The sequence below is a fragment of the Micromonospora sp. NBC_00389 genome (assembly GCF_036059255.1).
Classification (GTDB): Bacteria; Actinomycetota; Actinomycetes; order Mycobacteriales; family Micromonosporaceae; genus Micromonospora.
Map to the genome: position 1 here is coordinate 4,906,436 of NZ_CP107947.1, position 26,747 is coordinate 4,933,182.

General features: G+C 70.2%; 19 protein-coding genes and 3 pseudogenes. 15 read left to right on the forward strand and 7 right to left on the reverse strand.

The features are described 5' to 3' along the window. Positions 1-18 precede the first annotated feature (18 nt). The 5 genes from OG470_RS23300 to OG470_RS23320 all read left to right on the forward strand — a co-directional run bounded on the left by OG470_RS23300 (position 19) and on the right by OG470_RS23320 (position 4,282). Positions 19-912, forward strand: a complete 894-nt coding sequence (locus OG470_RS23300; RefSeq protein WP_328415426.1) for an NAD(P)-dependent oxidoreductase — start codon at positions 19-21, stop codon at positions 910-912. Continuing rightward, positions 909-1,655, forward strand: coding sequence for an SDR family oxidoreductase (locus OG470_RS23305; protein ID WP_328415428.1), 747 nt, complete (start codon positions 909-911; stop codon positions 1,653-1,655). The genes OG470_RS23300 and OG470_RS23305 overlap by 4 nt, the downstream gene beginning before the upstream one ends. 244 nt (positions 1,656-1,899) lie before the next feature. Then, positions 1,900-3,003, forward strand: a complete 1,104-nt coding sequence (locus OG470_RS23310; protein WP_328415432.1) for an LLM class flavin-dependent oxidoreductase — start codon at positions 1,900-1,902, stop codon at positions 3,001-3,003. Then, positions 3,000-3,563, forward strand: a complete 564-nt coding sequence (locus OG470_RS23315; protein ID WP_328415434.1) for a carboxymuconolactone decarboxylase family protein — start codon at positions 3,000-3,002, stop codon at positions 3,561-3,563. The genes OG470_RS23310 and OG470_RS23315 overlap by 4 nt, the downstream gene beginning before the upstream one ends. Beyond that, entirely contained in the window at positions 3,560-4,282 is a 723-nt protein-coding gene (locus tag OG470_RS23320; protein ID WP_328415436.1) for an alpha/beta fold hydrolase, read from the forward strand. The genes OG470_RS23315 and OG470_RS23320 overlap by 4 nt, the downstream gene beginning before the upstream one ends. Positions 4,283-4,481: 199 nt before the next feature. On the opposite strand, the gene OG470_RS23325 is transcribed toward OG470_RS23320, so the two are convergent. Beyond that, complete coding sequence (locus OG470_RS23325; protein ID WP_328415438.1) at positions 4,482-4,910, reverse strand: hypothetical protein; 429 nt, start codon at positions 4,908-4,910, stop codon at positions 4,482-4,484. 114 nt (positions 4,911-5,024) lie between these two features. Continuing rightward, positions 5,025-6,026, reverse strand: coding sequence for a Gfo/Idh/MocA family protein (locus OG470_RS23330; protein ID WP_328415440.1), 1,002 nt, complete (start codon positions 6,024-6,026; stop codon positions 5,025-5,027). Between the two features lie 274 nt (positions 6,027-6,300). On the opposite strand from OG470_RS23330, the gene OG470_RS23335 reads away from it, so the two are divergent. After that, complete coding sequence (locus OG470_RS23335; RefSeq protein ID WP_328415441.1) at positions 6,301-7,449, forward strand: flavin reductase; 1,149 nt, start codon at positions 6,301-6,303, stop codon at positions 7,447-7,449. A gap of 1,634 nt (positions 7,450-9,083) precedes the next feature. On the opposite strand, the gene OG470_RS23340 is transcribed toward OG470_RS23335, so the two are convergent. After that, positions 9,084-10,079 (reverse strand): hypothetical protein, encoded by a 996-nt coding sequence (locus tag OG470_RS23340; protein WP_328415443.1) that lies wholly within the window; start codon positions 10,077-10,079, stop codon positions 9,084-9,086. A gap of 272 nt (positions 10,080-10,351) precedes the next feature. Further along, positions 10,352-11,908, reverse strand: coding sequence for a hypothetical protein (locus tag OG470_RS23345; RefSeq protein ID WP_328415444.1), 1,557 nt, complete (start codon positions 11,906-11,908; stop codon positions 10,352-10,354). Here OG470_RS23345 and OG470_RS23350 point away from each other — a divergent pair. After that, positions 11,883-12,527: pseudogene (locus OG470_RS23350) on the forward strand (FAD-dependent oxidoreductase); the annotation flags it as partial. The gene OG470_RS23345 and the pseudogene OG470_RS23350 sit on opposite strands and share 26 nt — an antisense overlap. Before the next feature lie 153 nt (positions 12,528-12,680). On the opposite strand, the pseudogene OG470_RS37355 reads toward OG470_RS23350, so the two are convergent. Both OG470_RS37355 and OG470_RS23355 read right to left on the reverse strand, forming a co-directional pair. Further along, positions 12,681-12,788, reverse strand: a pseudogene (locus OG470_RS37355) (hypothetical protein); the annotation flags it as partial. A gap of 55 nt (positions 12,789-12,843) precedes the next feature. Beyond that, on the reverse strand, positions 12,844-15,552 hold the full coding sequence (locus OG470_RS23355) for a sugar-binding protein (protein ID WP_328415448.1): 2,709 nt from the start codon (positions 15,550-15,552) through the stop codon (positions 12,844-12,846). A gap of 415 nt (positions 15,553-15,967) precedes the next feature. Between OG470_RS23355 and OG470_RS23360 the strand changes: the two genes are divergently transcribed. The 8 genes from OG470_RS23360 to OG470_RS23395 all read left to right on the forward strand — a co-directional run bounded on the left by OG470_RS23360 (position 15,968) and on the right by OG470_RS23395 (position 25,578). Next, positions 15,968-17,131, forward strand: a complete 1,164-nt coding sequence (locus OG470_RS23360) for an ROK family protein (protein ID WP_328415450.1) — start codon at positions 15,968-15,970, stop codon at positions 17,129-17,131. Between the two features lie 36 nt (positions 17,132-17,167). After that, positions 17,168-18,217: an extracellular solute-binding protein gene (locus OG470_RS23365; RefSeq protein WP_328415451.1), complete on the forward strand. Its 1,050-nt coding sequence runs from the start codon at positions 17,168-17,170 to the stop codon at positions 18,215-18,217. A gap of 128 nt (positions 18,218-18,345) precedes the next feature. Beyond that, positions 18,346-19,419: an ABC transporter ATP-binding protein gene (locus OG470_RS23370; RefSeq protein ID WP_328415453.1), complete on the forward strand. Its 1,074-nt coding sequence runs from the start codon at positions 18,346-18,348 to the stop codon at positions 19,417-19,419. Continuing rightward, entirely contained in the window at positions 19,416-21,212 is a 1,797-nt protein-coding gene (locus OG470_RS23375; protein WP_328415455.1) for an ABC transporter permease, read from the forward strand. Before OG470_RS23370 ends, OG470_RS23375 begins: the two co-directional genes overlap by 4 nt. Further along, positions 21,209-22,069, forward strand: coding sequence for a creatininase family protein (locus OG470_RS23380; protein ID WP_328415457.1), 861 nt, complete (start codon positions 21,209-21,211; stop codon positions 22,067-22,069). The genes OG470_RS23375 and OG470_RS23380 overlap by 4 nt, the downstream gene beginning before the upstream one ends. Continuing rightward, positions 22,066-23,019 (forward strand): amidohydrolase family protein, encoded by a 954-nt coding sequence (locus tag OG470_RS23385; protein WP_328415458.1) that lies wholly within the window; start codon positions 22,066-22,068, stop codon positions 23,017-23,019. Before OG470_RS23380 ends, OG470_RS23385 begins: the two co-directional genes overlap by 4 nt. Before the next feature lie 65 nt (positions 23,020-23,084). After that, positions 23,085-24,542 carry an argininosuccinate lyase gene (locus OG470_RS23390; protein ID WP_328415460.1) on the forward strand — a complete coding sequence of 486 codons (1,458 nt, stop codon included), beginning with the start codon at positions 23,085-23,087 and terminating at the stop codon, positions 24,540-24,542. Positions 24,543-24,648: 106 nt separating this feature from the next. After that, a complete protein-coding gene (locus OG470_RS23395) occupies positions 24,649-25,578 on the forward strand; it encodes an ROK family protein (protein WP_328415462.1) in 930 nt (309 codons plus the stop codon). 674 nt (positions 25,579-26,252) lie between these two features. Here the strand turns inward: OG470_RS23395 and OG470_RS23400 are convergent. Further along, positions 26,253-26,690 (reverse strand): annotated as a pseudogene (locus OG470_RS23400) (sigma factor); the annotation flags it as partial. Positions 26,691-26,747 lie beyond the last annotated feature (57 nt).

The following is a 26,747-nucleotide window of genomic DNA, read 5'->3' on the forward strand; positions in this document are numbered from 1 at the left end:
CTTGGTATACATCATGGCGTGAAGGTATACACGAGTTCCGGTCAGGTCAACGGTCCCCGCGTCTCCGTGCTCGGCACCGGGGTGATGGGCGCCAGGATGGCGCGCAACCTCGCCGCGGCCGGGCTGCCGCTCAACGTCTGGAACCGCACGCCCGAGCGGGCGGCCCCGCTGGCCAAGGCCGGCGCCCGCGTGGCCCCGACGGTCGCCGACGCTGTCCGCGACGCCGACGTCGTGCTGACGATGCTGTGGGACGCCGACACCGTCGAGGAGGTGCTCCGCGACGCCGACGGAGCGTTCGCGCAGGGCGCGGTGCTGCTGCAGACCAGCACCGTCGGCGTCGACGGCGCCGCGCGCCTGGCCGACGTGGCGGCCGAGCTCGGGTTGCGGTACGTCGACGCGCCGGTCCTCGGCACCAAACATCCCGCCGAGCAGGGAACCCTCGTCGTGCTGGCGTCCGGGCCCGCCGACACGCGGGCCGTGCTCACCCCAGTGCTCGACGCCATCGGCTCCCGGACCGTCTGGCTCGGCGAGGCCGGCACGGCCTCGCGGCTCAAGCTCGCGGCCAACGCGTTCGTGCTCAACGTGACGGCGGCCATCGCCGAGTCGATGGCGGTGGCGGGCGCGCTCGGCCTCGCCCCGACAGCGTTCCTGGACGCGATCCACGGCGGCCCGATGGAGTCGCCGTTCGTCGCGGCCAAGGGCACCCTGATGGCGGCAGGCGACTACCCGCTCTCCTTCGCAGTCGACAGCGGGATCAAGGACGCCCGATTCATCCTCGCCGCGGCCGGCGACACCGCGCCCCTCACCGCCGTCACGCTCGAGCTGCTCGCGACCGCCTCCGCGGCAGGCCACGGCGGCGACGACATCGCGGCGCTCGCCCACGCCGTACCCCAGCCGCGGGGGGCGCGGTGAGCCGCCCGGTTGCCGTCGTCACGGGCGGAACGCGTGGCATCGGGGCTGCCACGGCCGAACTCCTCGCCGACCGCGGCCACGACCTGGTGCTTGGCTACCGGTCGCGCGACGCCGAGGCGGCCGAGCTGGCCGAACAGCTGGGCGAGCGGGGCGTCGAGGTGCGCACCGTACGCTGCGACGTCGCGGACGAGGCCGACGTCGAGCGACTGTTCGCCGTCGCCGACGCGCTGGGTCCGCTGGCCGCGCTGGTCAACAACGCCGGAGTCCTCGAACAGCAACGGTCGATGGTCGAAATCAACATGGCTCGCTGGCGCCGGGTCTTCTCCGTCAACGTCTTCGGCGCGGCCGCGTGCTGCCGTGCCGCGGTCCGCCGTATGTCCACCCAGACCGGCGGCAAGGGTGGCGCGATCGTCAACCTGTCGTCGCGCGCCGCGCAGCTCGGCTCGCCCCTGGAGTACGTCGACTACGCCGCCAGCAAGGCCGCCGTCGACACGATGACCCGGGGACTCGCGCTGGAGGTGGCCCGCCACGGGGTGCGGGTGAACGCCGTGCGCCCCGGCATCATCGACACCGAGATTCACGCGAGTGGTGGGGATCCGGGGCGCGTGCCGCGGCTCGGCCCCGCGCAGCCGATGGGACGGCCGGGCACGGCCGTCGAGGTCGCAGAGGCCGTCGTGTGGCTGCTCTCAACATCGGCGTCGTACATCACCGGCACCGTGCTCGACGTTTCGGGCGGCCGCTGAACCGACGACGCCTGCCGGCTCCCTCGGTGCGCGGGCTGATCACCGAAGCCGGCCGCCTGCACGTCATCGACAGCCGCATGACAGCGGTGGTGGAGCGCTGGCCACCGCACCCGGCACTGACGACTTGCGTCATTCACCGCCTGCGGATTCACAGGCCGCGCCACTGCCCAGACACGGATCGCGAACGAGACTGCCGATACGCGGAACAGACCGCGGGGCGACACACAGGAAGCGAGAGCACGCCGTGAGACTGGGTTACTTCTCGATGCCGCTGCACCCACTCGGCCGGACGTGGGCCGAAACCCTCCGGGAGGACCGCGAGGCGGTCATCCTGGCGGACTCGCTGGGCTTCCACGACGCGTTCATCGGAGAGCACCTCACCGACCAGCACGAGAACATCACCAACAGTCTGCTGTTCCTGGCAACGCTGATCTCCGACACGCAGCACATTCGGCTGGCGACCGGCACCACGAACCTGTCACAGCAGCACCCGGTGCTGGTAGCGGCGAACTCAGCGATGTTCGACCACCTCAGCAACGGCCGGTTCATCCTCGGCATCAGCCCGGGCGCGCTGACGTCCGACGCGGAGGCGCTCGGCATCCTGCACGAGGACCGCAACCGGATCTTCGCCGAGGCTATCGACGTGATCACGAAGATCTGGGAGCTGGACCCGCCGTACTCAATCGATCTGCCCGACAACCGGTTCAAGGTCACCACCGAGACCACCATCGACCTCGACTTCGGCGTCGGCATCATGCCGAAGCCGCTCCAACAGCCCCGGCCCGAGATCGTCGGCACCGTCGTGGCGCCGTTCTCCAAAGGCGTCATCGCGATGGGCCAACGGGACTTCCACCCGCTGTCGTCCAACTTCCTGCTCCCGCAATGGGTGGCCACGCATTGGCCCAACTATGTTCAGGGCAAGCAAGCCGCCGGCGAGGTGGCAGACCCGGCCGACTGGCGCGTGGCTCGTACGGTGTTCGTCGCCGACGACCCTAGCGTGGCGCAGGCTTACGGCCGCGACAACGAGGACAGCCCGTACCGGTTCTACTACTCGCAGATGCTGAAGAAGATGCGGAAACTCGGCCGCCTCGAGCTGTTCAAGACGCACCGGGACCAGCCGGACGAGGAGATCACGCTCGACTACGTTCTCGACAAGCTGGTCATCGCGGGCACGCCGGAGTCGGTTACCGAGCAGATCCTCGCCTTCCGCCAGGAGATCGGCGAGTTCGGCGAACTCGTGTACGCCGGACTGGACTGGGTCGACCCGAGGCTGGCCCGCCGCTCGATGGAGTTGATGGCGCAGAAGGTCATGCCCGACGTCAACTCGGCCCTGGGTTCCGCGGCGTGAGCGACCGCCTGCCACTGCCCTCCGACGCCGAGCTCACCCACGAGCAGCGCGCGGCCGCCGCACGGATCGCCGCCGGTCCGCGCGGCGCGATCTTCGGGCCGTTCGTGCCACTGCTGCGCAGCCCCGAACTGATGACCCGGCTCCAACTGGTCGGCGAGTACCTGCGGTTCGACAGCGCACTCGACGACGACCTGGTGGAGCTGGTGATCCTCTACGTCGCGCGGGCTTGGGACCAGGAGTTCGAGTTCGGCTACCACCAGCCGCTGGCGTTGCAGGCCGGCCTCCCCGAGGACGTCGTTGACGCCGTCGCGCGAGGCGTGCGGCCGGCGGGTGGCCGGCCGGAGGTCGGTTATGTGTACGACCTGCTCGACGAACTGCACACCACGCGCCAGGTCTCCGACGCGACGTACGCCTCCGCTGTCGAGGCACTGGGCGAGGCGCGGGTCGTCGAGGTGGTCGGCACAGCCGGCTATTACACCACTCTGGCAATGACGATGAACACCGCCCGGACACCCCCGCCCGACCGGGCGCCACGACTTCCGGCCCGGGAGCGCGCATGAAGGCCCCACTGGTCCTACTGCACCCGCTGGGTGCCGACCACCGGTTCTGGAACCCAGTGGTCGAAGCGCTGCCCGACGACGTGGGCGACGTCGTTGTGCCCGACCTGCTGGGTCACGGGTCCGCCCCGCTGCCGCCGCAGGGCGCGACAATTGATGACTTCGCCGATGCGATCGAGGCTGACATCGCCAGGCATAGCCAGATCCATCTCGTAGGGGTGTCGCTCGGCGGCCTGGTCGCCCAGGTGCTCGCCGCTCGACGGCCCGACCTTGTGAAGCGACTCGTCGTCGCCGACGCCGTCGCGGTCTACCCCGACGCCATGCGAGCGATGTGGCGCAACCGGGCGGCCACGGTGCGGCGTGAGGGCCTCGAGGCCGTCGTCGAGCCGATGGAGGCACTGTGGTTCTCCGAGGCGTTCCGCCGGGACGCGACCGATGCGGTCGAGCGCGTGCGCCGGATCCTGCTGGCCAGCGACCCGGAGGGGTACGCCCGCACGTGTGAGGCGTTGGCGATCGCGGACACCACCGCCTTGGTGGGGTCGGTTACGGCGCCCGTGCTCGTGGCGTGCGGCAAGGACGACGCGCCGCCGTTCCGGCAAGCGACCCAATGGTTCGCCGCGACGCTTCCAGCGGTGACGGTGGCGTGGCTTCCGGGCGGGCACGCCACGGCATACGAGCACCCGAAGCCTTTTGCGGACGTGGTGGCGGGCTTTCTCTCCTGACCGTCGGTGCGGATAAGCCGTCGCCTCGCGTTCGGGCTGGGCGAGGGGAACGTAGGAGCAGCCGTACCAGCCGGACGGCGACCTCAGGCAGGGTTCGCCGCCGCTGAAAGGAGTGGCCGAGCAGCGCGGTCTTGTGCAGCCGGTTTCGCACCGTGCGCTCGTCGCAGTCGTAGCTGCTCTGCCGCCGTTACGTAACTGCTTACTCCACCCCTGCCCACTCGTCGTCCAGACCGTAGAGCTGGCCGAGGGGGAGGGAGATAACGCTGTTGGCGTATCCGGAACTGGCGAGGATTTGGTCGACTTTGTTGACGATCCACCGCTCGCCTGCCTTGCCGTCGGCGTCGAGCTGAGTCAGGTGGGTGAAGGCTTCCATCGCGGCGGCGACATCTGTTCCTGACACGGCAACACCACATTCTGCAAGCGCGGCCGGGAGCAGGGCCCGGACCTCGTGCGGGTCGTCGCCGTGAAGCCCGGCGAGCTCGACGAGGGCTGACCCGTCGTATCCCCCTGCGAGCCAGAACGCGGCCCACCGAGGGATCCATTCGGTGGGCAACATGCCCAACGTCAGCCACGCGACAGGAGTTGGTGCGGGAACCTCGCTGCCGGAGTGTCCGGGCCAATCGTGCATTCGGTCATCGTGTCGACTCGATGGTGATCGCGCGAGACGTTTCGTCGCTGGAGTGGTTAGGCGCGGACCGCTAGGGAAGCCGGCTGCTGTCGAACCACGATGCGCCTGGGGTCGTCACGACGAACCACCCACCCGTTCAACGAGCCCGCTGTGCGCCGAGCGGGTGATCGCCTCGAACGCGTCGACGTTGTACAGCATCTCCTCGTACAACACCGGGTACGGCTTCTCGCCCGCGGCGGCACGGGCGAATGCTTCGATGTTCTCGCGGACGCTCGGGTGCGGCGGAAAGAACACCGTCTTCGGCTCCGCTCCCCGGTGCACGGTGGTGACATCCCAGCCGCGCGGGAGCTCGGGGTGGTTGCGATCACGGATCTCCACCCACGCCTTGGACCCGAGCACCGTCACCCGGCCGACGAACGGGGTGGTGAGGATGGCCGTGATCATCGCAGTTCGGCCGTTCTCGAAGCCCATGGTGATCGTGAGAGTGTCACCATTTTCGAACGTCGTCGCGTGGATGCCGAGGCGGGCCCACACCTCCACCGGTCGACCGAACACCGCGATAGCCAGGTCGACCATGTGGATGCCGGTGGCCGACAGCGGGCCGACCGGCGCGTCGGCGGTGGACAGCCGCCAGTTGTCGCCCGGCAGGTCCAGGAACTTGTCCTGGCTGAAGTTGCCCTCGAACACCAGCGGGGTACCTACCTCGCCGCTGCGGCACATCTCGCGCAGTTGCTGGACGGCCGGCTCGAAGCGGCGCTCGTGGCCGATGCCGAGCTGCACGCCCGCCGCCTGCACCGCCGCGATGGCGGCACGGGCCTCGCGGCCGTTGGTGGTCAGCGGCTTCTCGCAGAACACGTGCTTGTCAGCCCTGGCCGCGACCACAATCTGTTCCGCGTGCAAGCGGTGCGGCGTGCAAAGGATCACCGCATCGACGGCCGCGTCCGCGAGGGCTTCGTCCAGCGACGTCGCCACGCGGATGCCGTGCTCGGCTCCGCGCTCACGGGCGGATTTGGCGACGTCCACGCCCAGTACGACTCGAACGTGCTCGCTGTTGGCCAGGTCGGTGACGATCTTCTGGCCCCACCATCCGAGGCCCACGACGGCTGCGTTGATCACCCTAGAAGTCAAGCCTCGGGACCGGGGAAAGCGGAGTGTCCCCCGACGTGAAATTCACCCGCCGCGATGGCGGAATCCGTCAGTCCCACCGGATACCTCGCCGGGTAGGACGCGGAGCAGCAGCCTTCTTACGGCCCCCGGCACCCCGGCACCCGCAATCTCACGGCTTGCGTGAGTGCCCGCCATCCGCCCGCTTTGTTCAATGAGCAGCACCGGGAAGAAGGACGTGACACCGTCCGCAGCCAGTCCCGGCAGCGACGACGGAGGTAGGGGAATGAAGCCCGCCAGCACCAGCACGGATCCGTCGGTGGATGCGGCCAACTTCCGGCACGTCGTCGGTCACCTCGCCAGCGGGGTCACCGTCGTCACGACCGAGGCGGACGGCAAGCGTCACGGCATGACCGCGAGTTCCGTGACGTCGCTGTCGCTCGACCCGCCGATGATGCTCGCCTGCATCAACAATGCCGTCCCAACCGCACAGGCGGTGTCGATGTCCAGGCGGTACGTCGTCAACGTGCTCGGCGAGGACCAGGGCGAGCTCGCCAAGCAGTTCGCCATCGCGAGCAGTGACAAGTTTCGCGGTGTCGCCCTCCACATTGGGGCGCTCGGGCTGCCGCTGCTCAGCGACGCCCTCGCGCACATCGAGTGCGAGGTCGTCGAGTCGGTCGCCGGCGGTACCCACACGATCTTTCTGGGGCGGGTGGTGTCCGCGACCGCCGGCCAGGGGCAGCCGCTGACGTACTTCCGCGGCGGGTTCGGCCGGTTCGAGTTCGCTCGCGACGATGAGGTCTACGGACGCGCGCGCGAGCTCGTGCTGAGCCGGGTGTACCCCGCCGACCACGCGTTGCCGCTCGAGGAACTGGCGACGCAACTCGACGTCGACCAGGCAGCTGCGTTCTACGCGCTGACCCGGCTGTCGTCGGATGGGCTGGTCCGCCGTGACCCGGACCGCGGCTACGTGATCGCGCCGCTCGACGTGCGCACCTCCGACGAGACCTTCGACGCCCGGCTCGCGATCGAACTCGGCGTCATCACGCTATCGATGCATCGGGTGACCGATGACGAGGTGGCCGAGCTGCGTCGCCGTTTCGACACGATGGCCGCGTTGCTCGTCGGCGAGCGGTTCGTGGACTTTCACGGCTATCTCGACGCCAACTACGCGTTTCACGAGCACCTCGTGTCCCTCGCCCGCAATCCGCTGCTCACGTCGACGTTCGGTCGGCTCAGCATCAAGAGCGTGATGACCCGCTCATTCGGGTCGACGCCCGAAACGTCACAGAAGTTCGTGAAGGTTCAAGGGCGCCTGATGGAAGCGTTCGAGCGGCGCGACGCACGCGCCGCAAGGCAGGCCGCCGTCGACTACTGCGAGCTCGCAAAGAAGCGGGTCCGCGAGATCCTGGTGTACACCGGCGGACGGCTCTAGATGCGCCTGCTTACAGTCGGCCGATCGGGGATCCGCCGAGCGCGCTGTGCCGTTCGGCTCAGTCCCGCGTGAGCTTCCTCGATCGCCGCAAGGGTGGCCTGCAGGTGCTGGACGGTCAGGCGCACGGCGGCCTGTTCGTCCCGCCGCTGGTAGATGTTCAGGAGCTCCTTGTGCTCCGCGTTCGCCTCGGCAACCTGGCATGGCCGCGCGGTGAGCGAGAGTGGGACATAGGCTTCTGTGGACGTCTGAGCTGGCGGGATGCGGCCGGAGCAGGTCCTGCGAGGGTTCGGGACGGGGCTATCGACGACGGTTGGCCCGGTTCGCTGGCCGGCAGGAGCCTCATCATGCAGGCCTGCCTGTGGGCTACCAACACCTTGGCTACGTGGCTGAGCTGCGCATCGGTCCAAGTCGCTCATACTCGTGATCAGCAGGTGGAGGACGGGCTGACGTTCTGTCCGCGCGTGGGTCAGGCCAGCGGCGACGGAACATTTGGAGCATAACGGTTGCAAGTGCAGGGCCCGGATGTCCGCCCATCGTGGTGACCCTTCCTGATTTTCGGTCAAGGACCTGAACAGTCCTTAACGAAAGGCCGAGGTGAGGTCCGATCACGGTTTACCAAGTCAGGCGCGAGGGGTAGCCTCCTGGAAAACTCTCAGTCCATAAGTCGACGAGCGACATGCCACGAGACAGGCCTCCGGTATAACTCATTCCGATTAATCGTGTTGGTCCACGCTCAGAGGCCTCTGTCGAGGCCGCCCGATTCGGAGGTGTTTGATGAGGTCGGACGAAGGTGTCCCAATCCGATGGATCACTTGGCCAGCTGGCGTAATCGCCGCGTTCGCCTGGGGGGCTGGTCGCCTTACGTCGATCGCGTTTCTTGACCTCATCTTCGTCGCCGCGGTCGCTTGGTTAGGCGGTTGGTTGTTGAGCGACTTTGCATGCCGCTACCTCACCCGTCGTGGGGAGCTTGCACCGCGGGAGGGTGAAGTCGAGTGGGCGGTCGACGAGCCAAGACCGCACCCACGGTGACGGAGCCGCCACCTCCTTCCCCGGTTGTTCGTGCCGACCGACGGGTGGGTAGGAGAAAGGAAGGGTCCTGGTCCGGCGAACGATGGACCGGCGAGATCATCGGGTACACGCCGGGCACAACCGACGCCAACAAGGGCTGTAGCCAGATGGTGCCGCTGGACCGCGGCCTGATCATGAAGTCCTCGGCGTCGGGCACGGGCGGCAGTTGCGCGACGGACAGGAATGTGCAGGTAGGAAGCCCGTTGCCGGAATAGCCGGTAACGGGCTTCGCTGCATTTGCGGCGTACATTGAGCCATTTTCATCGTAGGTGGCGGCGTCTTCGGCGGGCTTGAGGACGAGGATGGCTTGCAGCTCGTTGTTCGATCGCTTTGGATGTCGATGTCGTTCTCGTCTTTCGAAATAAGCGCGGAGACAGTATGACGCGCCAACAACAGGAACCAGCGGTCGTAGGGATGACCGAGGTGTGGTTCCTCGTGGGAAACTCTGGCTGGCCGATCCAGGCAGACGCGCTGCGCCGCCACGATGCCAGGACCAGAACTGCATACATCAACAGCGATCAAATCTGCCGGGCGGACGGAACCGGCGTCGGCGCGAATTATCGAGGCTAAGCCCGTCCAACTGTCCGGTCAGTTTGGTCGTGGTCAGGACGTCCGCTGCCTGGACTGGACCGTTGCGCTTTAATGGGTGACAGCTCTCCAGGATCGCCGCCATCGGGCCGGGGCTCGTCGCGCCACCGTTCGATGGTCTGCACCATCCAGAACACGGCAAAGAACGCGGCGACGACGATCTCGAGCAGGAACAGACTGATCCAGTCGACAAGCCACAGCAAGATGCCTATACCGGCGGCCCCTAGCAGGATCCGCGCGAACCATGCGTAGAAATCCTTGGAGCGGGCTAGCGCGCCGGGAATGGCGTTTAAAGTCTCCTGCCGCCCCTGGTCGCGTCGAAGTGCGTTGGCCACCGCCACGACGATGATGCACGCGAGCAGCCCGACGGCGGCGATGTAGTGGGCGTTATCAATAAACCATGCCTTGGACGCCGCGAAGGCACCGGCACAGCCCCCGTACACCACCAACGTCGCGACGAATGCCCACCGAGGGAACTTTGCCCCAGGCGTCCTCCGGTCTTTCAACGAGTAGAAGAGTATGGCGGCGAGGAGAGCCAGCGCGCCCACAAACAGCAGAGCAACCGTGCTGTTCTCGACGTTCGCATTGGTGGCCTCGGCCAACGTCCGGACAGTGGGGCAGTCCAGCTTTTCGAGCGCCGGACTGTCCGCCTGCTCGCAGGCACGAACCGCCGTCCTATAGTCCGCGCCGCGCGACGTGGGAACGATCGCGACCACGGCCGCAAACATGCCGCCGAGGTTGAGGAATACGTCTTCGACCTCGTTGGTCCCTTTCAGAGCGATCATGCAGGTTCCGAGGGCGATGAGGGCGCCGACGAAGATCGCCTGCGCAGGGGTGTAGTAGTAGGCACTAACGGATGCGAGGAAAGCACCCGCTTGCAGGCTGTGGTACACGACAGCTGCTCCTAGGCCTAGCAGCAAAGCGACCATCGCCGTTCGCAGGTAGCGGTAAGATTTCACCTCGATGTTGGACATTTCGCTGCTCCTCGACCGCAGTGAGCGTGCCCTTGTGTACGCATCGTGTACCGAGAAAAGTGCGCCTGGCGGGCACCGGCGTCCAGCGTGGTGTCGTCAAGCCGACAGCCAACGAAATGCGATTGGATACAAGCGGGATCGGGGGACTGCCTCGTGAACGGTGTTTCCGGCGATCTTGGTTAGTAGGTTTCAGCGGCTGGGAAGCGGTCGCTGAAGGTGATGTCACTACGGCCTGGGAGTATTCGTTGATCAGGCCGTTGAGGATCTTTCCGTCAGGGCCGACCGGCCTCGGCCGACTGGGTTTTCGACCGACGCCGAACGGTCTCCGAGCTCGGTCGCGGGTCCCCGTCGTCCCGCCGACGCGGTCGCGGTCGCGACGCTGATCGTTGCTCGGTGGCCTTCTCCACCGCGTCGGGGGCCGCGACGGGTGGTGTGGTGCGGCTCGCCGCGGTGTTTACCAGATCCGGCAGGTCCCGCCCGGCCACCAGGGGTAGCTCTCGCGTGACTTGCGCGGTCGGCGCCGCCTCGCCCGCCAGGTCGGCGACTCGGGCGGCACCTGCCTGTCCCGTCGCGGTTCGCGGCATCGGTGCCGCGCGGCGGGTCGTTGCCCGCGGCGCGGTGTCGGCCGGCTCCGCGACGGAGCCTGGCGCGTCCGTGGTCGACGGCGATTCCGCCCGGCTGGTGGCCGACCGGCCTGCTGTGTTGCGCGGCGTTCGGCGCGATGGGGCTGCCGGTAGGAGCGGGGCGAGTTCCGCGTGCAGCGCCGCCCAGTCGGAAGCGGGGGGCGGGTCGGGCTGATCCGTGGTCGAGGTGAGCTGGCCCGTGTCTTCGGACCGCTCCGACTGCCGGTCGGTACGGTCCGGCGTCACCGCCCGGGACCGCTCCGATCCCGGGCGCTCGTCACCGTCTCCTCCCGCCTGCTGAACGGCGTCCCCGGCCGACTCTGGCCGCGCTGAGCCGCCGGAGGCCACGTCCGCCGCAGGGGCTACGGGGGCCGCGTCCATGAGCGGCTCGGGGGCGTGGGCGAGCAGCCGCGCGGCCGAGGCTAGTGCGGCGGGGTCGGGGTGGCCGGCCCGACGCCACCGTCGGCGGCGGCCGCCAGCCGGCAGGTTCCCGGCCAGCACGCGCGCAGGTGCCAGATCGGCGGCGATCAGCGCGGTGAGCCCGTCGTAGTCCGCCTGCTCGGCCAGCCGCTGGGCGATCTCGTCGAGGTCGTACACGGCCAGGGCGATGTCCGCGGTGGTGGCGTCCAGTGCTCGGCTGATCTTGCGGCGCAACACCTTTCTGAGCGCCGTCTGCCGCCGCTCGGCGCGAATCTGCGCGCGGGCCGCGTCGAGCGAACCGTACAGCCCGAGGCCGGGATCGGCCTTGGCCAACGAGCGGGCGCGGCGGGTCAGCCACGGGTGCCGCAACCAGTGCCCGGCCGGTTCGTACCCCGGCGTCGTGGGTGGCAGCTGCTGCCTGGCGCGCAGCCGGTCCCGCCGCTGATTCTCGCTGCTCATCAGCCACACGAGATAACCGAGTAGCGACATGCCCGCGTAGAAACCGCCTTCGAGGTGGTTACTGTGAGCCAGCCAGTTGAAGGCGACAGCGGCGGCGGCGATGCCGGCCGACAACACCCGGGACAGCATCGCCCCTTCGCCTAGTCGACGGCGTACGTCAGCGTTCGCCAGCACCACGACGCCGCCCAGCTCCAACGCCCCAACCGCGGGAAGGGCGACGTACCACGGCATGCCGAGCCCTTCCATCGCCCCGGACACCTGGCCACCGAGCGCGATCAGCAGCACGACAACGTAGAACCCGGTGCGCAGCACGGCAACGTGCCGCATCGCCTTGGCTAGCTCCGCGTCCCACACCTCTGGCGGCCCGGCGCCTGACGCCCCGTCCCTGGCGCCTGGGGCCCCGCCAATTGAGTTTCCGCCGATCATCCGAGTCTGGTCCGGTTCCTGGAACACGCCGAGCAGGTTCCTCTCTCACGCCGGCCCCGGCCTGACCGGCGCCGCGGCCGCCCGACCCGGCGGTGCCGCCACCGAGTCGTGCCAGAGCCGCGCTCCAGCTGCCGGCCGTCGTCCGCCGCATGCTACAAGGTTGCGGGCCGAATTGGAGTTCTCAGATACCACTCTGAGTGCGTCGGGTCGCCCCTCCCGTGCCTTGGCGGTTCAGCCGCGCACTCTGGAGGTCCTCGCCAGTCTCGGGGTGACCGATGAGATGGTGGCCGTGGGGAACCGCGCGGTGCGACTGCGTCTGCACGCACGGGGGCGGGCACGTACCGTGCCGCTGTTTGACTTGGGTTTGTCCGGCACCGCGTATCCGTATCTGTTGTTCCTGTCGCAGGCGGAGACCGAGCGCATCCTGGGGGAGCACCTCGCGGCGGTGGGGCTTGACATCGAACGGGGTGTCGAGCTGGTGGGTCTGGACCGTGCCGCCGACGGCGCGGTGGCGATGCTGCGGCACGGGCGGCACTCGCCCGGGCCGCTTGTGCCGCAGAAACGACGACCACTGCGCCATCGACGGCTGATACCGCTGTCCGTAGCGGTCGAACCGGCCCACCTCCCGCGAAACGGTCGACGCCGCCCGTCCCAACCTGCGCGTGATCGACCGCAACGACTCACCCGCAGCCCGACCCAACCCGATCTGTTCCCGCTCCAGCGGGCTCAACCTTGAGCCACAACCACCCCAACGAAAATCACAGAAGAGTGTTGCAACCACTGGTTGAGCCCGCCGGTGGAACGACAACTATCCAAGATCACTGTCCGGAGCGGAGTCAGCGGTGGATCGGGGCCTGCTTCGCCAGCGCCGCGCCATTCGCCTCGAAAGCGGCCAGAACCGAGGTGGCCGTTCCGTCGGACACCGGGACCAGTACCTTCACCGCTCGGCCGGGCCGCAGCTCGACGGTGCGGCTGCCTAGCGCCCGGTCACCGTCCCAGCCGTAGAGGTACGCCGTACCCTTCCGGTCCGCCTTGACGGTCACCTCGACGCCACCGGCTACCGGGCGCTGCCCGGTCAGGGTGAGCGTCCGCTCGGGCAGCCGGGCCACGGCGGCCGGGGCCACCCCGTCCACGGCAGACTGGGCGATCGTCTGCGGGCTGTGAACGCTACGCGCGGAGGTGTCCGGGAAGACCGGGGCGCTCGGCGCCCGGTCCGCCGGGGTGTAGCCGGGCAGGGTCACCAGCCCGTACCGGTACGGGTCGGCCCGGACGCCGGTGAAGGTCGACCAGCCGAGCCGGGACTGGGACGACAGGTCCTGGGTGTCCGAGTCGTAGACCAGCACGTTGAAGCCCATCCGTGTCGGGTCCACCGCGTCCGGCAGCACTGCGAAGGGGATGCTCGTCTCGATGGTGTAGCCGGTGTAGGGCGAGCTGACCCGGCTGACCACGGTCATCCCCGGAGCGGTCTCGGCGCCCGGCCCCTGCCGGTTGTCGGCGTCGCGCTGCCAGCACGGCGGGTTGCCGTTGGCCGGGTCGTCGGTGACCGGGAAGATGCCCGCCTTGAACACCGTGGAGGTGTCCGAGGAGTTTCCCTTCGGGTCGACGATGATCTCCACGCTGTCGGTGCGCCGCTGCCGCTTGCAGTCCTGCGGTACCACCTTCCTGCCGAGCACGTCGTCAGTGACCGTGACGATCACCTTGAGCGCGTCCTCGGTGTACGCGATCCGGCCCTTCGCCGAGGCGTCCTGCGGCGTGCTGGCCTCACCCTCCCAAATCCGGGAGAGGTCCAGCTCCGGGCCGGGGTACTCGCCCGCGCTGGCCACCCCGTCGACCGCGTGGTCGCCGCCGGCGTGCGGCACCTCGCTGGCCGGCACGATCTCCAGCGCACCGGTCTCCACCGTGCTGCCGACGGTGCTGGTGGTGGTGATGGTGACGCCGTAGTCGCCGTTCTCGCCGCCTTCGTTGGCGGTGGGCAGCGAGGCGTCGGTGTTGGTCACGGTGAAGGTGACCGCGCCGGTGGCGCCGGCCGCCAGGTCGGCGTAACTCTTGGTGGTCTCGTCGGCGGTGAACCCGGCGGGCAGGTCGAGGGTGACCGTGCCGCGCTGTGCGGTCTCACCGACGTTTCGCAGGTCCACCCGGACCTCGCGGCCCTGACCCGAGCCGATGGTGAGCACCGGCTTGATCAGCGTGTCGAGCTGGCCGTAGCCGCCCTCGGCGGCCCACTCGCGGAACAGGCCCACCTCGGGCAGCGGCTCCAGGGTGCCCCTGACATCGGCGACCACCCGGAGCGCCTCGTCGGTGGTCCCGGTGCCCTGGCCCTTGGTGGTCAGGGTGGCGGTGAGCAGCTTCTGCGCGCCGGTGTCGGCGCCCTTCGGCACGGTGACCGTGAAGGTCGCCGTCCGCTCTTGGCCCGCCGGGACCACGGTGCCGAGGCCCTTGCCGGCGGAGACCTGCCAGCCGTCCGGGGCGCGCAGCGCGACCCGGGGCACGTCCAGCTTCCGGTCGCCGCCGCGTACGTGTGCGGTGACCTCGACGCTCTCGCCGGGGGCGACGTCGAACCGGTCGGTGGTCAGGTACAGCTCGGTGCCCTTGGGCAGGCCACCCTTGACCGGCGGCAGCACCGGCCCGCGCAGGATCGCCGCGGGTGAGGTGTCCGACGGGTCGTAGGGCACCCGGCTGTCTACCAGGGTGTAGAAGTCGCAGCGCCGTGCGGCGGGGTCGGTCGGGGCGGCGGCGGTGCCGGCCCAGCCCTGGGTGACGTACTCCCGGCGGGCGTCGACCTCGATCTCCGCCCAGCTCTTACCGCTACTGCTCGGGGTGCCCTCCCATACGCCGAAGACCTGGTCGGTCGGCACGGTCGGGGTGAAGCTGGCCGCGCACTGCGGGCCGGCCGAGGAGCTGCCGGTGCCGCCGGTACGCAGGAACTTCGCTGCCCGGAACGGCTTCAGCCCCTCCTTGCGCAGCTGGTCGGGGAAGGCATTCGGGTCGGCCGCGGCCTGGAACGCCTCGGCGGCGAACCGGGCCGCCTGCTGGTGGTTGCCGTGGTTGCCCGGGGTCGGCGACGGGTTCATCGTCATGATGATCTCGGGCCGGGTCTGTCGGATCACCCGGACGATCTGGCCGAGGGTCTCGTCGTGCCCCCAGATCTGCTCCGACAGCGGAGCGGACGCGGTGTACCAGAAGTCGACCCGGTCCAGGTTGTACAGGTTCGCCACGCCGGCCTTGCCGATCGCGGAGCGCTCCTCGCGCTCCCGGATGATGCCCAGCGGCGGCCCCTCCTCCAGGCCGACGGCGTTGCCGCCGCCCTCGCCGCGGGTGATGGTGACGACGCCGGCCCGGGCGCCATACTGCTCCTTCCACTGGCCGAGGGTGGCCAGGCTGCCCGCCTCGTCGTCGGGGTGGGCGCTGACGAAGAGCACGTCCAGGTCGACCGCGCCGGTGGGCCGCTTCGGGGCGGCGTCGGCGGGCGCGGCGAACGCGGTGGTGGGGGTCGCCGTCAGGGCCAGGGCCAGGGCGGCGGGTAGCAGGAATCCCTTTGCTCGCATGCAGATCCTTCCGGACCACGGATCCGACCAGCGTCGACCGGCGGCGGACGCACAGCCGCGTCGGCGCCGGGCAGGGTGGTCGGATGGCTGGTGGGGAGCGGACGGTGCTGGACGCCGACGGCGTCGGATCACCGGGGTGCACAGCGGCACGGCTGGTCCGTACACACTGGAAGGCCTTCGCCGGGTGACGCTAAAGATCGGCGGTACGGACCGTCAATACCTTGGAGAAGGTTTTCTTCGTTTGCGAAAGAAACTAAGCCGGTCCGCTCTGGCCCGCCCCCGGCGGCCATCCGCCGGGGGTGCTCTCCCGTCCATCCCGCTCGCGGAGGTCGTCTACGCAGCTCAGCGCAGCATTCGGATACCCGAGACGCATTCGTTACTTGACTCATTACTTTGTTCGCCGTAGGAAGGAAGTGTGACTGACGTGGTGACACCCCCAACGAGCCCGGTGAGCCGGGAGCGGTCGAAGGAGATCAAGCGGTTGTCCGTGATCTCCACCGCCCGTCAGGTCCGGTTGCTCTCGCGCGCCGAGCTGACCGAACTCACCGGCCTCAGCCCCGCCACGCTCACCCCGCTGGTCCGCGAGCTGATCGCCGAGGGCTACCTGATCGAGCGGGGGCCGGGCGCCTCCCGCGCCGGCCGGCCCCGGGCCATGCTGGAGTTCAACCCGCGCGCCGAGCTGGTCGCGGCGGTCTCCCTGGAGCCGTCCCGGATCAGTTGCGAGATCGCCGACAGCGACGGCAACGTGGTGGCCCACCGCGGCGTCCGGCTCACCGGCGACATCGTCGACACCATCTGCCGGTTCATCCCGGAACTTACCGGTGACGCCCTGCCCGCCCTGCGCGGCGTGGCCATCGCGGCGCCCGGCGTCAGCTCCGGCGGTGCCGTCCGGCTCGCCCCGTCGGTGGGCGTGGTCGAGGGGCTGCCGATAGGGGAGTCGGTGCAGCGGCGGCTCGGCGTGCCGGTGGTCGTCGACAACGACGTCAACCTGATGGCGGCCGGCGAGCACGCCGCCGGTGCCGGCAGCGACGTCGCCGACCTGCTGCTGCTGCACGTGGCCGACGGGATCGGTGCCGGGCTGGTGCTCGACGGGCAGGTCCGGCGCGGTGCCGGCGGGGCCGCCGGCGAGGTCGGTTTCCTGCCGCTGGACCCGGCCGACCGGGGGCACGACGGGATCGGCCCGTTCGAGGCCCGCTGGTCGGAAAGCGCGATCGCCGAGCGGGTGGTCGCGCTGCGCCCGGGCCGGCGTCCCGAGTCACCCGTCCGTGCCCTGGTCGAGCTGGCCGGCACCGACCCGGCCGCCGCCGCGTACCTGGACGAGGTGCTGCACGCCTGGTCCCGCCTGATCGTCTCGTGCGCCTGCGTCATCGACCCGGGCCGGGTGCTGCTCAGCGGGGCCGCCGCCCAGCTCGACGACGCGGCCGTCGCCCGGGTCCAGGAATACGTCACCGCCGCCGCGCCGGCGACCACCGAAGTACGCCGGGCGGTGCTCGGCGACCGGTCCGTGCTGCACGGGGCGGTGAGCTACGCCCTCTCGGCCGCCGCGTCCGGCCTGCCCAACCTGCTGCCCACACCCTGATCCCCCTGCAGTTCCCTTCCCCCTCGGAGGTACCCCATGAGACGTCGCCTGTTCCTTGCCGGAGCGCTCGCCACCGTGCTGGCCGCCGGCACCGCCTGCGGCGGCGGAGGCGGAGACGGCGCGGCTGACGGCGCCGGCGCCGAGAAGCTGACCATCTACACCGCCCGCGACAAGAAGGTCTCCACCTTCGTCGTCGACCAGTTCACCGCGAAGTACCCCGAGTACAAGGGCAAGGTCGAGATCCTCAACCTCGGCGCCCAGGAGATCCTGGAGCGGGTTCGCGCCGAGAAGGCCAACCCGCAGGCCGACGTCTGGTGGGGAGGCACCCAGCAAGGGCTCACCGCCGGCGCGACCGAGGACCTGCTGACTGCCTGGCAGCCGACGTTCGCTGCCAAGATGGACGCGCAGTACAAGGACTCCGAGGGCCGTTGGTTCGGTGAGATCCTGCTGCCCGAGGTCATCATGTACAACAACAAGGCGCTCACCCCGGAGCAGGCCCCGAAGGACTGGGACGACCTGCTCAAGCCGGAGTGGAAGGACAAGATCCTCATCCGGGATGTCGCCGCGTCCGGCACGATGCGGTCGATCTACGCCTCGATGATCGTGCGGCAGTCCGCCGACGGCAGCAACCCGCAGCCCGGCTACGACTGGCTCAAGAAGCTCGACGCCAACACGGGCGCCTACGCCGCCAACCCGGCCGACCTCTACCTGAAGCTGTCCCGCCAGCAGGGCCTGCTCAGCGCCTGGAACCTCCAGGACATCCTGCTCCAGGCCAACCAGTCGAACATGCCGTTCGGCTTCGTGATGCCGACCTCCGGCGCTCCCGTGCTGGTCGACGGGCTGGCCGCGGTCAAGGGCGGCAACACCACCGGAGCGCAGAAGTTCGTGGAGTTCCTCTTCGACGACAAGCTCCGCGCCGACCTGGCCAAGGACTACTACCAGATCCCGGCTGTGGACATCGCCCAGAAGCCACAGTGGCTGGCCGAGCTCAACCTCAAGCCACTCGACGTCGACTGGGACGTGATCGGCAAGAACGAGACCGAGTGGATCAACCACTGGAACAGCCAGATCAAGAACAAGGGCTGACCGGACGGGCGCCGGACCGGGTTTACCCGGGGCCGGCGCCCGCCGCCACCCGGCCCGCACCGCCCACTGGGCCCGGCCCCCACCACCTGCGACCGGCCAGCCCCGGTACCAGACAGAGGAGAGACATCATGATCGATGTCACGTTGGAGTCGGTGAGCAAGCGCTTCGCGCGCGCCGGCGACACGGCCGCCGTCGACGGCGTCGACATCACCATCGCCGCCGGACAGTTCTTCACCCTGCTCGGCCCGAGCGGTTGCGGTAAGACCACCACGCTGCGCATGGTGGCGGGCTTCTACTTCCCGACCTCCGGCCGAATCCGGTTCGGACAGGAGGACGTCACCCGCCGCCCGCCGAACAAGCGGGACACCGGCATGGTCTTCCAGAACTACGCGCTCTTCCCGCACCTGAGCGTCGCGCAGAACGTCGCGTACGGGCTGAAGATCCGCAAGGTCGGCAGGGCCGAGTCGAAGCGGCGGATCGAGGAGGCGCTCGGCCAGGTGGACCTCGCCGGTTACGGCGGCCGGCGCATCGACGAACTCTCCGGCGGCCAGCAGCAGCGGGTCGCGCTGGCCCGCGCGCTGGTCATCCGGCCGCGTACCCTGCTGCTCGACGAGCCACTGTCCAACCTCGACGCCAAGCTGCGCGAGGAGACCCGGACCGAGATCCGCCGGATCCAGAAGGAGACCGGCACCACCGCCCTGTACGTCACACACGACCAGGCCGAGGCGATGGCAATGTCGGACCGGATCGCGGTGATGCAGTCCGGCCGGGTGCAGCAGATCGGCTCGCCGCAGGAGATCTACCACCGGCCGGCGACCACATTCGTCGCCCGGTTCATCGGGCGCAGCAACGTGCTTACCCTGCCGGTGCTCGGCGCCGGCCCGGAGACCGTCACGGTGGGGCTGCCCGACGGCAACGAGGTCACCGTCGCCGCCCCGGCCGACCACGGCCTGCGCGCGGGGGAGACCGGCCTGGTCTCGATCCGCCCGGAGCACATCGGGCTCACCTCGACCACCGCACCGGACGCTCTGCCCGGCCGGATCACCGACCTGGAGTTCACCGGCATGGCCACCAACCTGGTGATCGACGTGGCCGGCGAACCGGTCCAGGTCGCTGCTGTGGACGTACCGGCCGGGATCGCGGTCGGCGACCAGGTCGGACTGCGGCTGCCACGGGAGCGGATGTGGGTGGTGCGGCCGTGACGACCATCCCGGCCACGCCGAGCCCGGCGACCGTCCCGCCGATCACCGAGGACCGCACGCCCTCCGACGACGGCCGTCGGCCGCGGTTCACCGACCGCTTCGCCGGGGGTACCAACTCCCGCTGGTTCCCATACCTGCTCGTCTTCCCGCTCGCCCTGATCCTCTTCGGGTACGTAGTCCAGCCGATGTTCGCCACCTTCGTGGAGAGCTTCGGCGAGGACGGCACGGCGAACTACACAAGCTTCCTCACCGGCGCCGGGGTGGCCCGGTCGTCGCTGGTCACCTCCCTGATCATCTCGGCGGCCAGCGTGCTGCTCTGCGGGATCGTCGGGGTGTCGATGGCCTTCCTGCTCAAGCGCTTCTCGTTTCCCGGCCGCCGGCTGATCGAGGCGATCATCCTGGTGCCGGCGGCGCTGCCACCGCTGATCGGGGCGATCTCGTTCCAGCTCCTCTACAGCGAGACCGGCATCCTGCCGCGCGGCCTCCAGCAGCTCTTCGGCACCGAGAACCCGGTGCTGCCGTTCAGCGGCATCGCCGGGGTGCTGGTGGTGCACACCTTCACCATGTACCCCTTCTTCTACCTGTCCGCCTCGGCAGCCCTCGCGGGGATGGACCCATCGGTGGAGGAGGCCGCCTACAACCTCGGCGCCGGCCGGGTCCGGGTCTGGCGTACCGTGCTGCTGCCGATGCTCACCCCGGCGCTGGTCTCCGCCTCGCTGCTGGTCTTCATGACCTCGCTGGCCTCGTACACCGCCCCGCTGCTGTTCGGGGTGGACCAGACCATGACCATGCAGATCTACATCAACCGCACCAACAACGACCTGCCGATGGCGTCCACCTACGCCTCCGTGCTCGCGGTGGTCTCGGTACTCTTCCTGCTCGGCATGCGCTGGTACGAGGGGCGGCGCAGCTACCGCTCCCAGTCCAAGGGCGTCGCCGCGCACCGCCGGGAGATCACCAACCCTTTCGGCAAGTGGCTGGCCCTGGCCGCCTCGCTGCTGGCCACCGCGCTGCTGCTCGCCCCGGTGGCGACCATCGCCCTGGTCGCGTTCTCCCAGGACGGCTCCTGGACCACCGAGGTAATCCCGGCCGCGTACACCTGGCAGAACTTCGTCACGATCTTCTCTGACCCAGACGCGTTCCAACCGATCCTCAACTCGCTGCAGATGAGCCTGCTCGCCACCGTCGGCTGCGTGGTGATCGGCGTGCTCATCGCTTACGCGGTGCGTCGGCTCAACTTCCGCGGCCGGGGCCTGCTGGACGTAGCGGTCATGCTGGCCTGGGCGCTGCCCGGCACGGTGGTCGCGATCAACCTGATCTCGGCGTTCAGCACCGGAAACGCGTTCAGCTTCGGGCAGGTGCTGATCGGCACCTTCTGGATCATGCCGCTGGCGTACTTCGTGCGATTCCTGCCGCTGGTCTTCCGGTCCAGCTCGGCGACGCTGGCCCAGATCGACCCTTCGCTGGAGGAGGCCGCCCGCAACCTCGGCGCCTCCTGGTGGCGAGCGTTCGGCACGGTGACCCTGCGGCTGATGCTGCCGGGCGTGATCGCCGGCGCACTGCTCGCCTTCGTGCACGGCGTCGGTGAGTTCGTCGCCTCGGTGCTGATCTACACCTCGGAGACCGCGCCGATCTCGGTGGAGATCAACAACCGGATGTACTCGTTCGAGGTCGGCACCGCCGCCGCATACGGCATGCTCCAGGTGGTGTTGATCTTCGTGGTGATGGTGGTCTCCGGCCGGCTGCAGAGCGGTCGCCGAGCCACCCGCGAGGCGGCACAGTGGACCACGTGACATCCTGGCCGGCACCCGGGGGGCTCGTCCCGGCCTCCCGGATACCCGGCGGCGAGCTGGCGGCGGTCGCCGCGGCGGCGGACTTCGCGGTCCTGCCGGTCGGCGCCGTCGAGTGGCACGGCCCGCACCTGCCGCTGGGCACCGACCTGATCCTGGCCGAGGGCTTCGCCGCCGAGAGCGCCGTGCCCGGCGACACCGGCCCGCGCGGGGTGCTCTTCCCCGCCGTGCCATACGCGGCCTGCCCGGGACAGACCCGGCCGTGGCCCGGCACGGTGGCGATCCGACCCGAGATCGCGGTCGGCTACCTCGCCGACGTGATCGAGGGGATCGTCGCGGCCGGCTTCCCCCGGCTGCTGATCGTCAACGGCCACGACGCCAACATGTCCACCGTCCGGGCCGCCATGGAGTGGGTCTCCGGCCGTCGGCAGGCCAGCCTGCTGCTGGTCAACTGGTTCCAGCTGGTCACCCCGGCGGAGACCGCCGAGATCTACGGCCCGCTGGTCTCCCGTGGGCACGGCGGGGCGTACGAGACCTCGGGCGTGCTCGGCTTCGACCCCGACGCGGTACGCCTCGACGCTGCGACCGACCTGCCGCCGAAGCCGAAGCTGCCGGTGACCCAGCCATACGTCCTGGTCGAGTCCCGGCCGGACCCCTGGCAGGGCTGGTCCGGGCACGTCTCGTTGGCCAGCGAGGCCGCCGGCCGGCAGATCCGCGAACTGGCCGGAGCCCGACTGCGCGAGGTCGTGACCGCCTGGGTGGCCGCCGAGCTGCCCGCCCCGCCCACCGCCGACCCGCTGCCGTCCGATTCGCCGCCGTTCTCGGCGCCGGCCAGACCACTGCCAGAGGAGAGCGCATGACCGTGGACCGTGGACTGGACATCGTCGACTTCCACCTGCACTTCCGGATCGGTGCCGACGAGACGGTCAAGGGTTGCGAGCACGCCGCCGGCATGCACCCCGGCGGCGAGCACGAGGCAGCTGTCCGGGCCGCCGGCTCTGCTCCGTACGCCCGGCAGTGGCGCCGCGCCTGGAGCTTCCCCGACCCGGAACCGCCCGCCCAGCGCTGGCAGGACGAGGCTGACCGGTGGGCCCAGGAGCTGCGCGAGGTCAACATCCGCCGGGCGGTCTTCGTCACCGGCGGCGGCAACGACACCGTGGCCGACGTGGTGGACCGGCATCCGGACCTGCTGCTCGGCTTCGCCCACCACGACCCGTATGGCCCGGACGCCGCCGGTGAGCTGGAGCGCGCGGTGGTCGAGCGCGGCCTGCGCGGGCTGAAGCTCTTCGCCCCGTTGTTGCGCGGCCCGCTGGACGACGAGGCCCTCGATCCGCTCTGGGGCACCGCCCAGCGACTCGGCGTGCCGGTGCTGATCCACATCGGGCACTACGGCAGCGCCGGCGGCCTCACCGTCGGCCGGTACGGAAGCCCGGACGAGCTGGCCCGGATGGCCCGCCGCTTCCCTGAGCTGGCGGTCGTGGTGCCGCACTTCGGGGTACAGCACGTACAGGAGCTGTTCTTTGCCGCCTGGGGCTGTCCGAACATCCACATCGACACCTCAGGCTCCAATCAGTGGGTGCGCTGGATGCCGTACAAGCTCACGCTGGAGGACCTCTTCCGCCGCTGCTACGAGACCATCGGCCCGGAGCGGATCGTGTTCGGCAGCGACTCGTCCTGGTTCCCGCGCGGCTACGTCACCCGGTACCTCGACGACCAGCTCCGGGTCTGCCACGAGCTGGGCCTACCCGACGACCACCTCCGCGCGATCTTCGCCGGTAACGCCGAACGGCTGCTCGGCCTCAGCGACTGACCGGCTGACCCCTCCGGGGGCGGCGAACCGGCCGCGTCCGGCCTGGAAGGAAGTAAGGAACCGCCATGAGCACACCCGCGCTGACCACATACCAGCGGCACCACCTGCGGCCCACCTACGACCACCACGTCGGGTACCTGTACCCGGCGATGGTCCGGGCCAGCCAGGCCCACGTGGTGATGCTGACCGAGCAGGGGCTGATCCCGGCCGAGCGGGGCGCCCGGCTGCTGCGCGGGCTGGCCGAGCTGCGCGCGGACACCACACCGGCGCCAGCATTCGACGGCAGCTTCGAGGACACCTACTACCTGCTCGAGAAGCGGCTCGCCGAGGCGTGCGGTGTCCCCACCTCCGAGCTGGACGTGCAGATGGCCCGCAGCCGCAACGACCTCGACGCCGGGGTGTTCCGGATGCTGCTGCGCGACCAGCTCCTCGGCGTGCTGGACCGGGTGCTGGCCGCCGGGCGGACCGCGCTGGAGCGGGCCGACCGGTACGCCGACGTGGTCATCACCGGCTACACCCACCGCCGGCCGGCCCAGCCCACCACCATCGGCCACGCCCTCGCCGGCTACGCCGAGGCTCTCGCGGGCGAGGCGGTCGCCTACGCCGACCTGATCGACCAGCTCAACACCTCGCCGCTGGGCTCCTGCGCCTTCGCCGGCACCGACCTGGACATCGCCCCGGCCCGGGTGGCGGAACTGCTCGGCTTCGCCGGCCTGGTCACCAACTCGTACGAGGCGGTCGCCGGCGCGGACCACCTGGTCCGGGTGGGCACACTCAACGCCCAGGCGCTGGCCACCGGCGCCCGGCTGGCCCGGACCCTGATGGACTGGCTCACCTGGCGCTGGGTCGCCACCCCCGGCGACTTCACCCAGGGCAGCAGCATCATGCCGCAGAAGCGCAACCCGGTGGTGCTGGAGCACCTGGTGTCGATGGCCGGCGCCACCGCCGCTGACGCCGCCTCCGTGCTCAACAACGTCGGCGCGGCCTGGTGGGAGGACTCCAACAACGCCACCACCGACGTGCAGGTGCGGCTCTGGGACAGCAACGACCGCACGGACCGGTTCTTCGCCCTGCTCGGCGGCTTCCTGGCCGAGCTGGAGCCGCTGGAGCCGCCGACCCGGGAGGAGATCGTCGCCTCCGGGGCCACCACGACCGCCGCCGCCGACGCGCTTACCCGGCACGGGGTGCCGTTCCGGGCCGCGCACTCGGTGGTCGGACGGCTGGTCCGGGGCGGTGCGCCGGACGGCTGGACCGTCGACTCGGTGCGGGCCGCGGCTGACGGGATCACCGCCCGGCTCGACGACGCGGCCGTCGCCGACCTGATCGCCGCCGCAGTCCAGCCGGAGCTCGTCCTCGACCGGGTCCAGGTCGACGGCCCCGGCGCGGCCGCCGTCCGCGCCCAGGTGGGCGTGGTACGTGGCACTTTCGACACGGTCGCCGGCCGGCTCTCGGCGGTCCGGGACCGGCTCGCCCGGGCGGACGCGGCGCTGGACGCGGTCGCCGCCGAGCAGGCGGCCCGGTGACCGCGCGGTGGTCGGAGGATCCGCGGCCGCTGACCGCCGGTTGCCCGGTGAGCGCGCGACGGCCCGGCGCGACGCCCCCGAGCCCCAGTGCCGAATGGCGGGACCGATGAACGTCCGGCTCGCCGGCCAGGCCGCTCAGCCTGTCGCACCGACCGGCACCGGCCCGCTGCTGCTCGGCATCGACTTCGGCGGCACCAAAATGGCGGTCGGGGTGGCCGACCGCCAGGGCCGGCTGCTGGCCCGGGAGCGGGTGCTCACGTACGCCGAGCAGGGTGCCCCGCAGGCCCTGGACCGTGCGCTGGAGCTGGCCGCGAAGCTGGTGGCGCAGGTCGGCGGCCCGCTGACGGCGGCCGGCATCGCCTCGCCCGGGGTGGTCCGGCCGGACGGCATCGACCTGGCGCCGAACGTGCCCGGCTGGGACCGGCTGCGGCTGGCCGAGGCGGTCCGGGAGCGGCTTGACGTGCCGGCGGTGGCCGTCGACAACGACCTGAACGCCGCCGCCCTGGCCGAGCTGCGGCTCGGCGCGCTGCGCGACGCCGACCCCGGCCTGGTGGTCGGACTCGGCACCGGCGTGGCGGCGGCGGTCACGGTACGCGGGGAGGTGCTGTCCGGTCACCACGGCGCGGCCGGCGAGATCGGGTACGCCGTCGCCGGTGCCGCCCGGCCCGGCGTCATGCTGGAGGCGACCTTCTCCGGTCGGGCGTTGGATCAGCTCGCCGAGGAGCTGCTCCTGCCCGGTGGGGCGACCGGGCTCGCCGTCCGGGCCGGACAGCCCGGCGGGATCCGGGACGCGTTGCTGGCCCGGGTCGACGAGCTGGCCCGCCACCTGGTCACCTGCTGCCTGCTGGTGGATCCGCAGCGGGTGGTGCTGGTCGGTGGGGTGACCGGCAGCGACCTGATCCGGGGAATGCTGGTCGAGCGGATGGCCGAGGTCCTGCCGTACCCGCCGGAGGTCGTCCGCTCCGGGTTCCCCGACGACGCCGCCCTGCTCGGCGCGGTAATCCTGGCCCGCGAGGCGGTGTCTGCCCCGCACTGACCCACCGCCGGGCCAATTTCGTCGCCTGGACGCGGTACGCCAGCTGGCGGCACGAGGACGTTAGTCGTGTCGACCAGCCGGCGCCGGGCAAGGCGGCGATGACGGGGCGTTGCCACTGTCGTTCGCGGGGACCACCCTGCGGTACTTCGGGATGCTGTCCGCGTCGAGAGGAGGACCGGGGTCAGGTTCGCCGCCAGAACCTGTCCCCAGAGGTAGCGTCCAACTCGCCAGGAGAGCGAACTCACCGAACATGCCAGCATGAGCGCGAGCTTGGCTGGGTCGATCACAGCGGTGATCTCGGTGATGCGGCCGTCGGCGACGGTGAAGGCGAGCAGGGACAGCGGGGTGCCGTCCTCGTTCCAGGAGATGACGCCGGGGTGGCCGTTGACGGTCGCCGCATGTCCTCGTGCTGCACTGCCGGCCACTCGGGCGCGGGTGGCGACTTCGGTGGCTCCGAGCGTGACGAACTGACCGTTCGGGGTGTGGACGGTGAACTTCACTTCGGGGTGGAGAACTTCCAGCAGACGCTCGAACTGGCCCTCGCCGGCCGCGGCCAAGAACGCCCCGACCACTTCGCGGTGCCGCTGTCGGTCGCTTGCCGGCTGCCGGGCGGCCTGCACCTTCCGGCGGGCGCGGCTGGTGAGCATCTTGGTCGCGTCGGCGGACTTGCCGAGGATGGTGCCGATCTCCCCGTGGGGGACGGCGAACACGTCGTGCAGCACGAACGCCAGGCGCTCGTCGGGGCGCAGCGAGTCCATGACCGTCAACAGCGCCAGGCCCACCGAGTCGCCCAGCGCCACAAGCTCTTCCGGAGTCGGACCATCGTCGAGCGTCACGGTGAGTTCGGGCAGCTGGTCGTCGAGTGGGACTGTCGGGCGCGTGCGGCCCGAGCGTAGGAGATCGAGGCTGATGCGGCCGACCACGGTGGTCAGCCAGCCGCCGAGATTGTCGATGGTGTCGGTGTCCTGGCGGGACAGACGCAGCCACGCCTCCTGGACCGCGTCGTCCGCGTCGGCGTGCGAGCCGAGCACGCGGTAGGCGACGGCTGTGAGCCGGTCGCGGTGCACCTCGAAGGCCTCGGCGATCGGATCGGCTGGATGGGCGCCGGACATGGTGTTACCTCCCTGGAAGCTGCTCCGTCATAGGGGTGACGGGCACCAGCCCCGCAA

Bases quoted from the DNA above. Each gene is read 5' to 3' on its own strand.
- OG470_RS23320 (WP_328415436.1), top strand. From the start codon at position 3,560: ATGAAGGCCCCACTGGTCCTACTGCACCCGCTGGGTGCCGACCACCGG.
- OG470_RS23325 (WP_328415438.1), bottom strand. From the start codon at position 4,910: ATGCACGATTGGCCCGGACACTCCGGCAGCGAGGTTCCCGCACCAACT.
- OG470_RS23335 (WP_328415441.1), top strand. From the start codon at position 6,301: ATGAAGCCCGCCAGCACCAGCACGGATCCGTCGGTGGATGCGGCCAAC.
- OG470_RS23340 (WP_328415443.1), bottom strand. From the start codon at position 10,079: ATGTCCAACATCGAGGTGAAATCTTACCGCTACCTGCGAACGGCGATG.
- OG470_RS23345 (WP_328415444.1), bottom strand. From the start codon at position 11,908: ATGCGGCACGTTGCCGTGCTGCGCACCGGGTTCTACGTTGTCGTGCTG.
- OG470_RS23355 (WP_328415448.1), bottom strand. From the start codon at position 15,552: ATGCGAGCAAAGGGATTCCTGCTACCCGCCGCCCTGGCCCTGGCCCTG.
- OG470_RS23365 (WP_328415451.1), top strand. From the start codon at position 17,168: ATGAGACGTCGCCTGTTCCTTGCCGGAGCGCTCGCCACCGTGCTGGCC.
- OG470_RS23370 (WP_328415453.1), top strand. From the start codon at position 18,346: ATGATCGATGTCACGTTGGAGTCGGTGAGCAAGCGCTTCGCGCGCGCC.
- OG470_RS23385 (WP_328415458.1), top strand. From the start codon at position 22,066: ATGACCGTGGACCGTGGACTGGACATCGTCGACTTCCACCTGCACTTC.
- OG470_RS23390 (WP_328415460.1), top strand. From the start codon at position 23,085: ATGAGCACACCCGCGCTGACCACATACCAGCGGCACCACCTGCGGCCC.
- OG470_RS23395 (WP_328415462.1), top strand. From the start codon at position 24,649: ATGAACGTCCGGCTCGCCGGCCAGGCCGCTCAGCCTGTCGCACCGACC.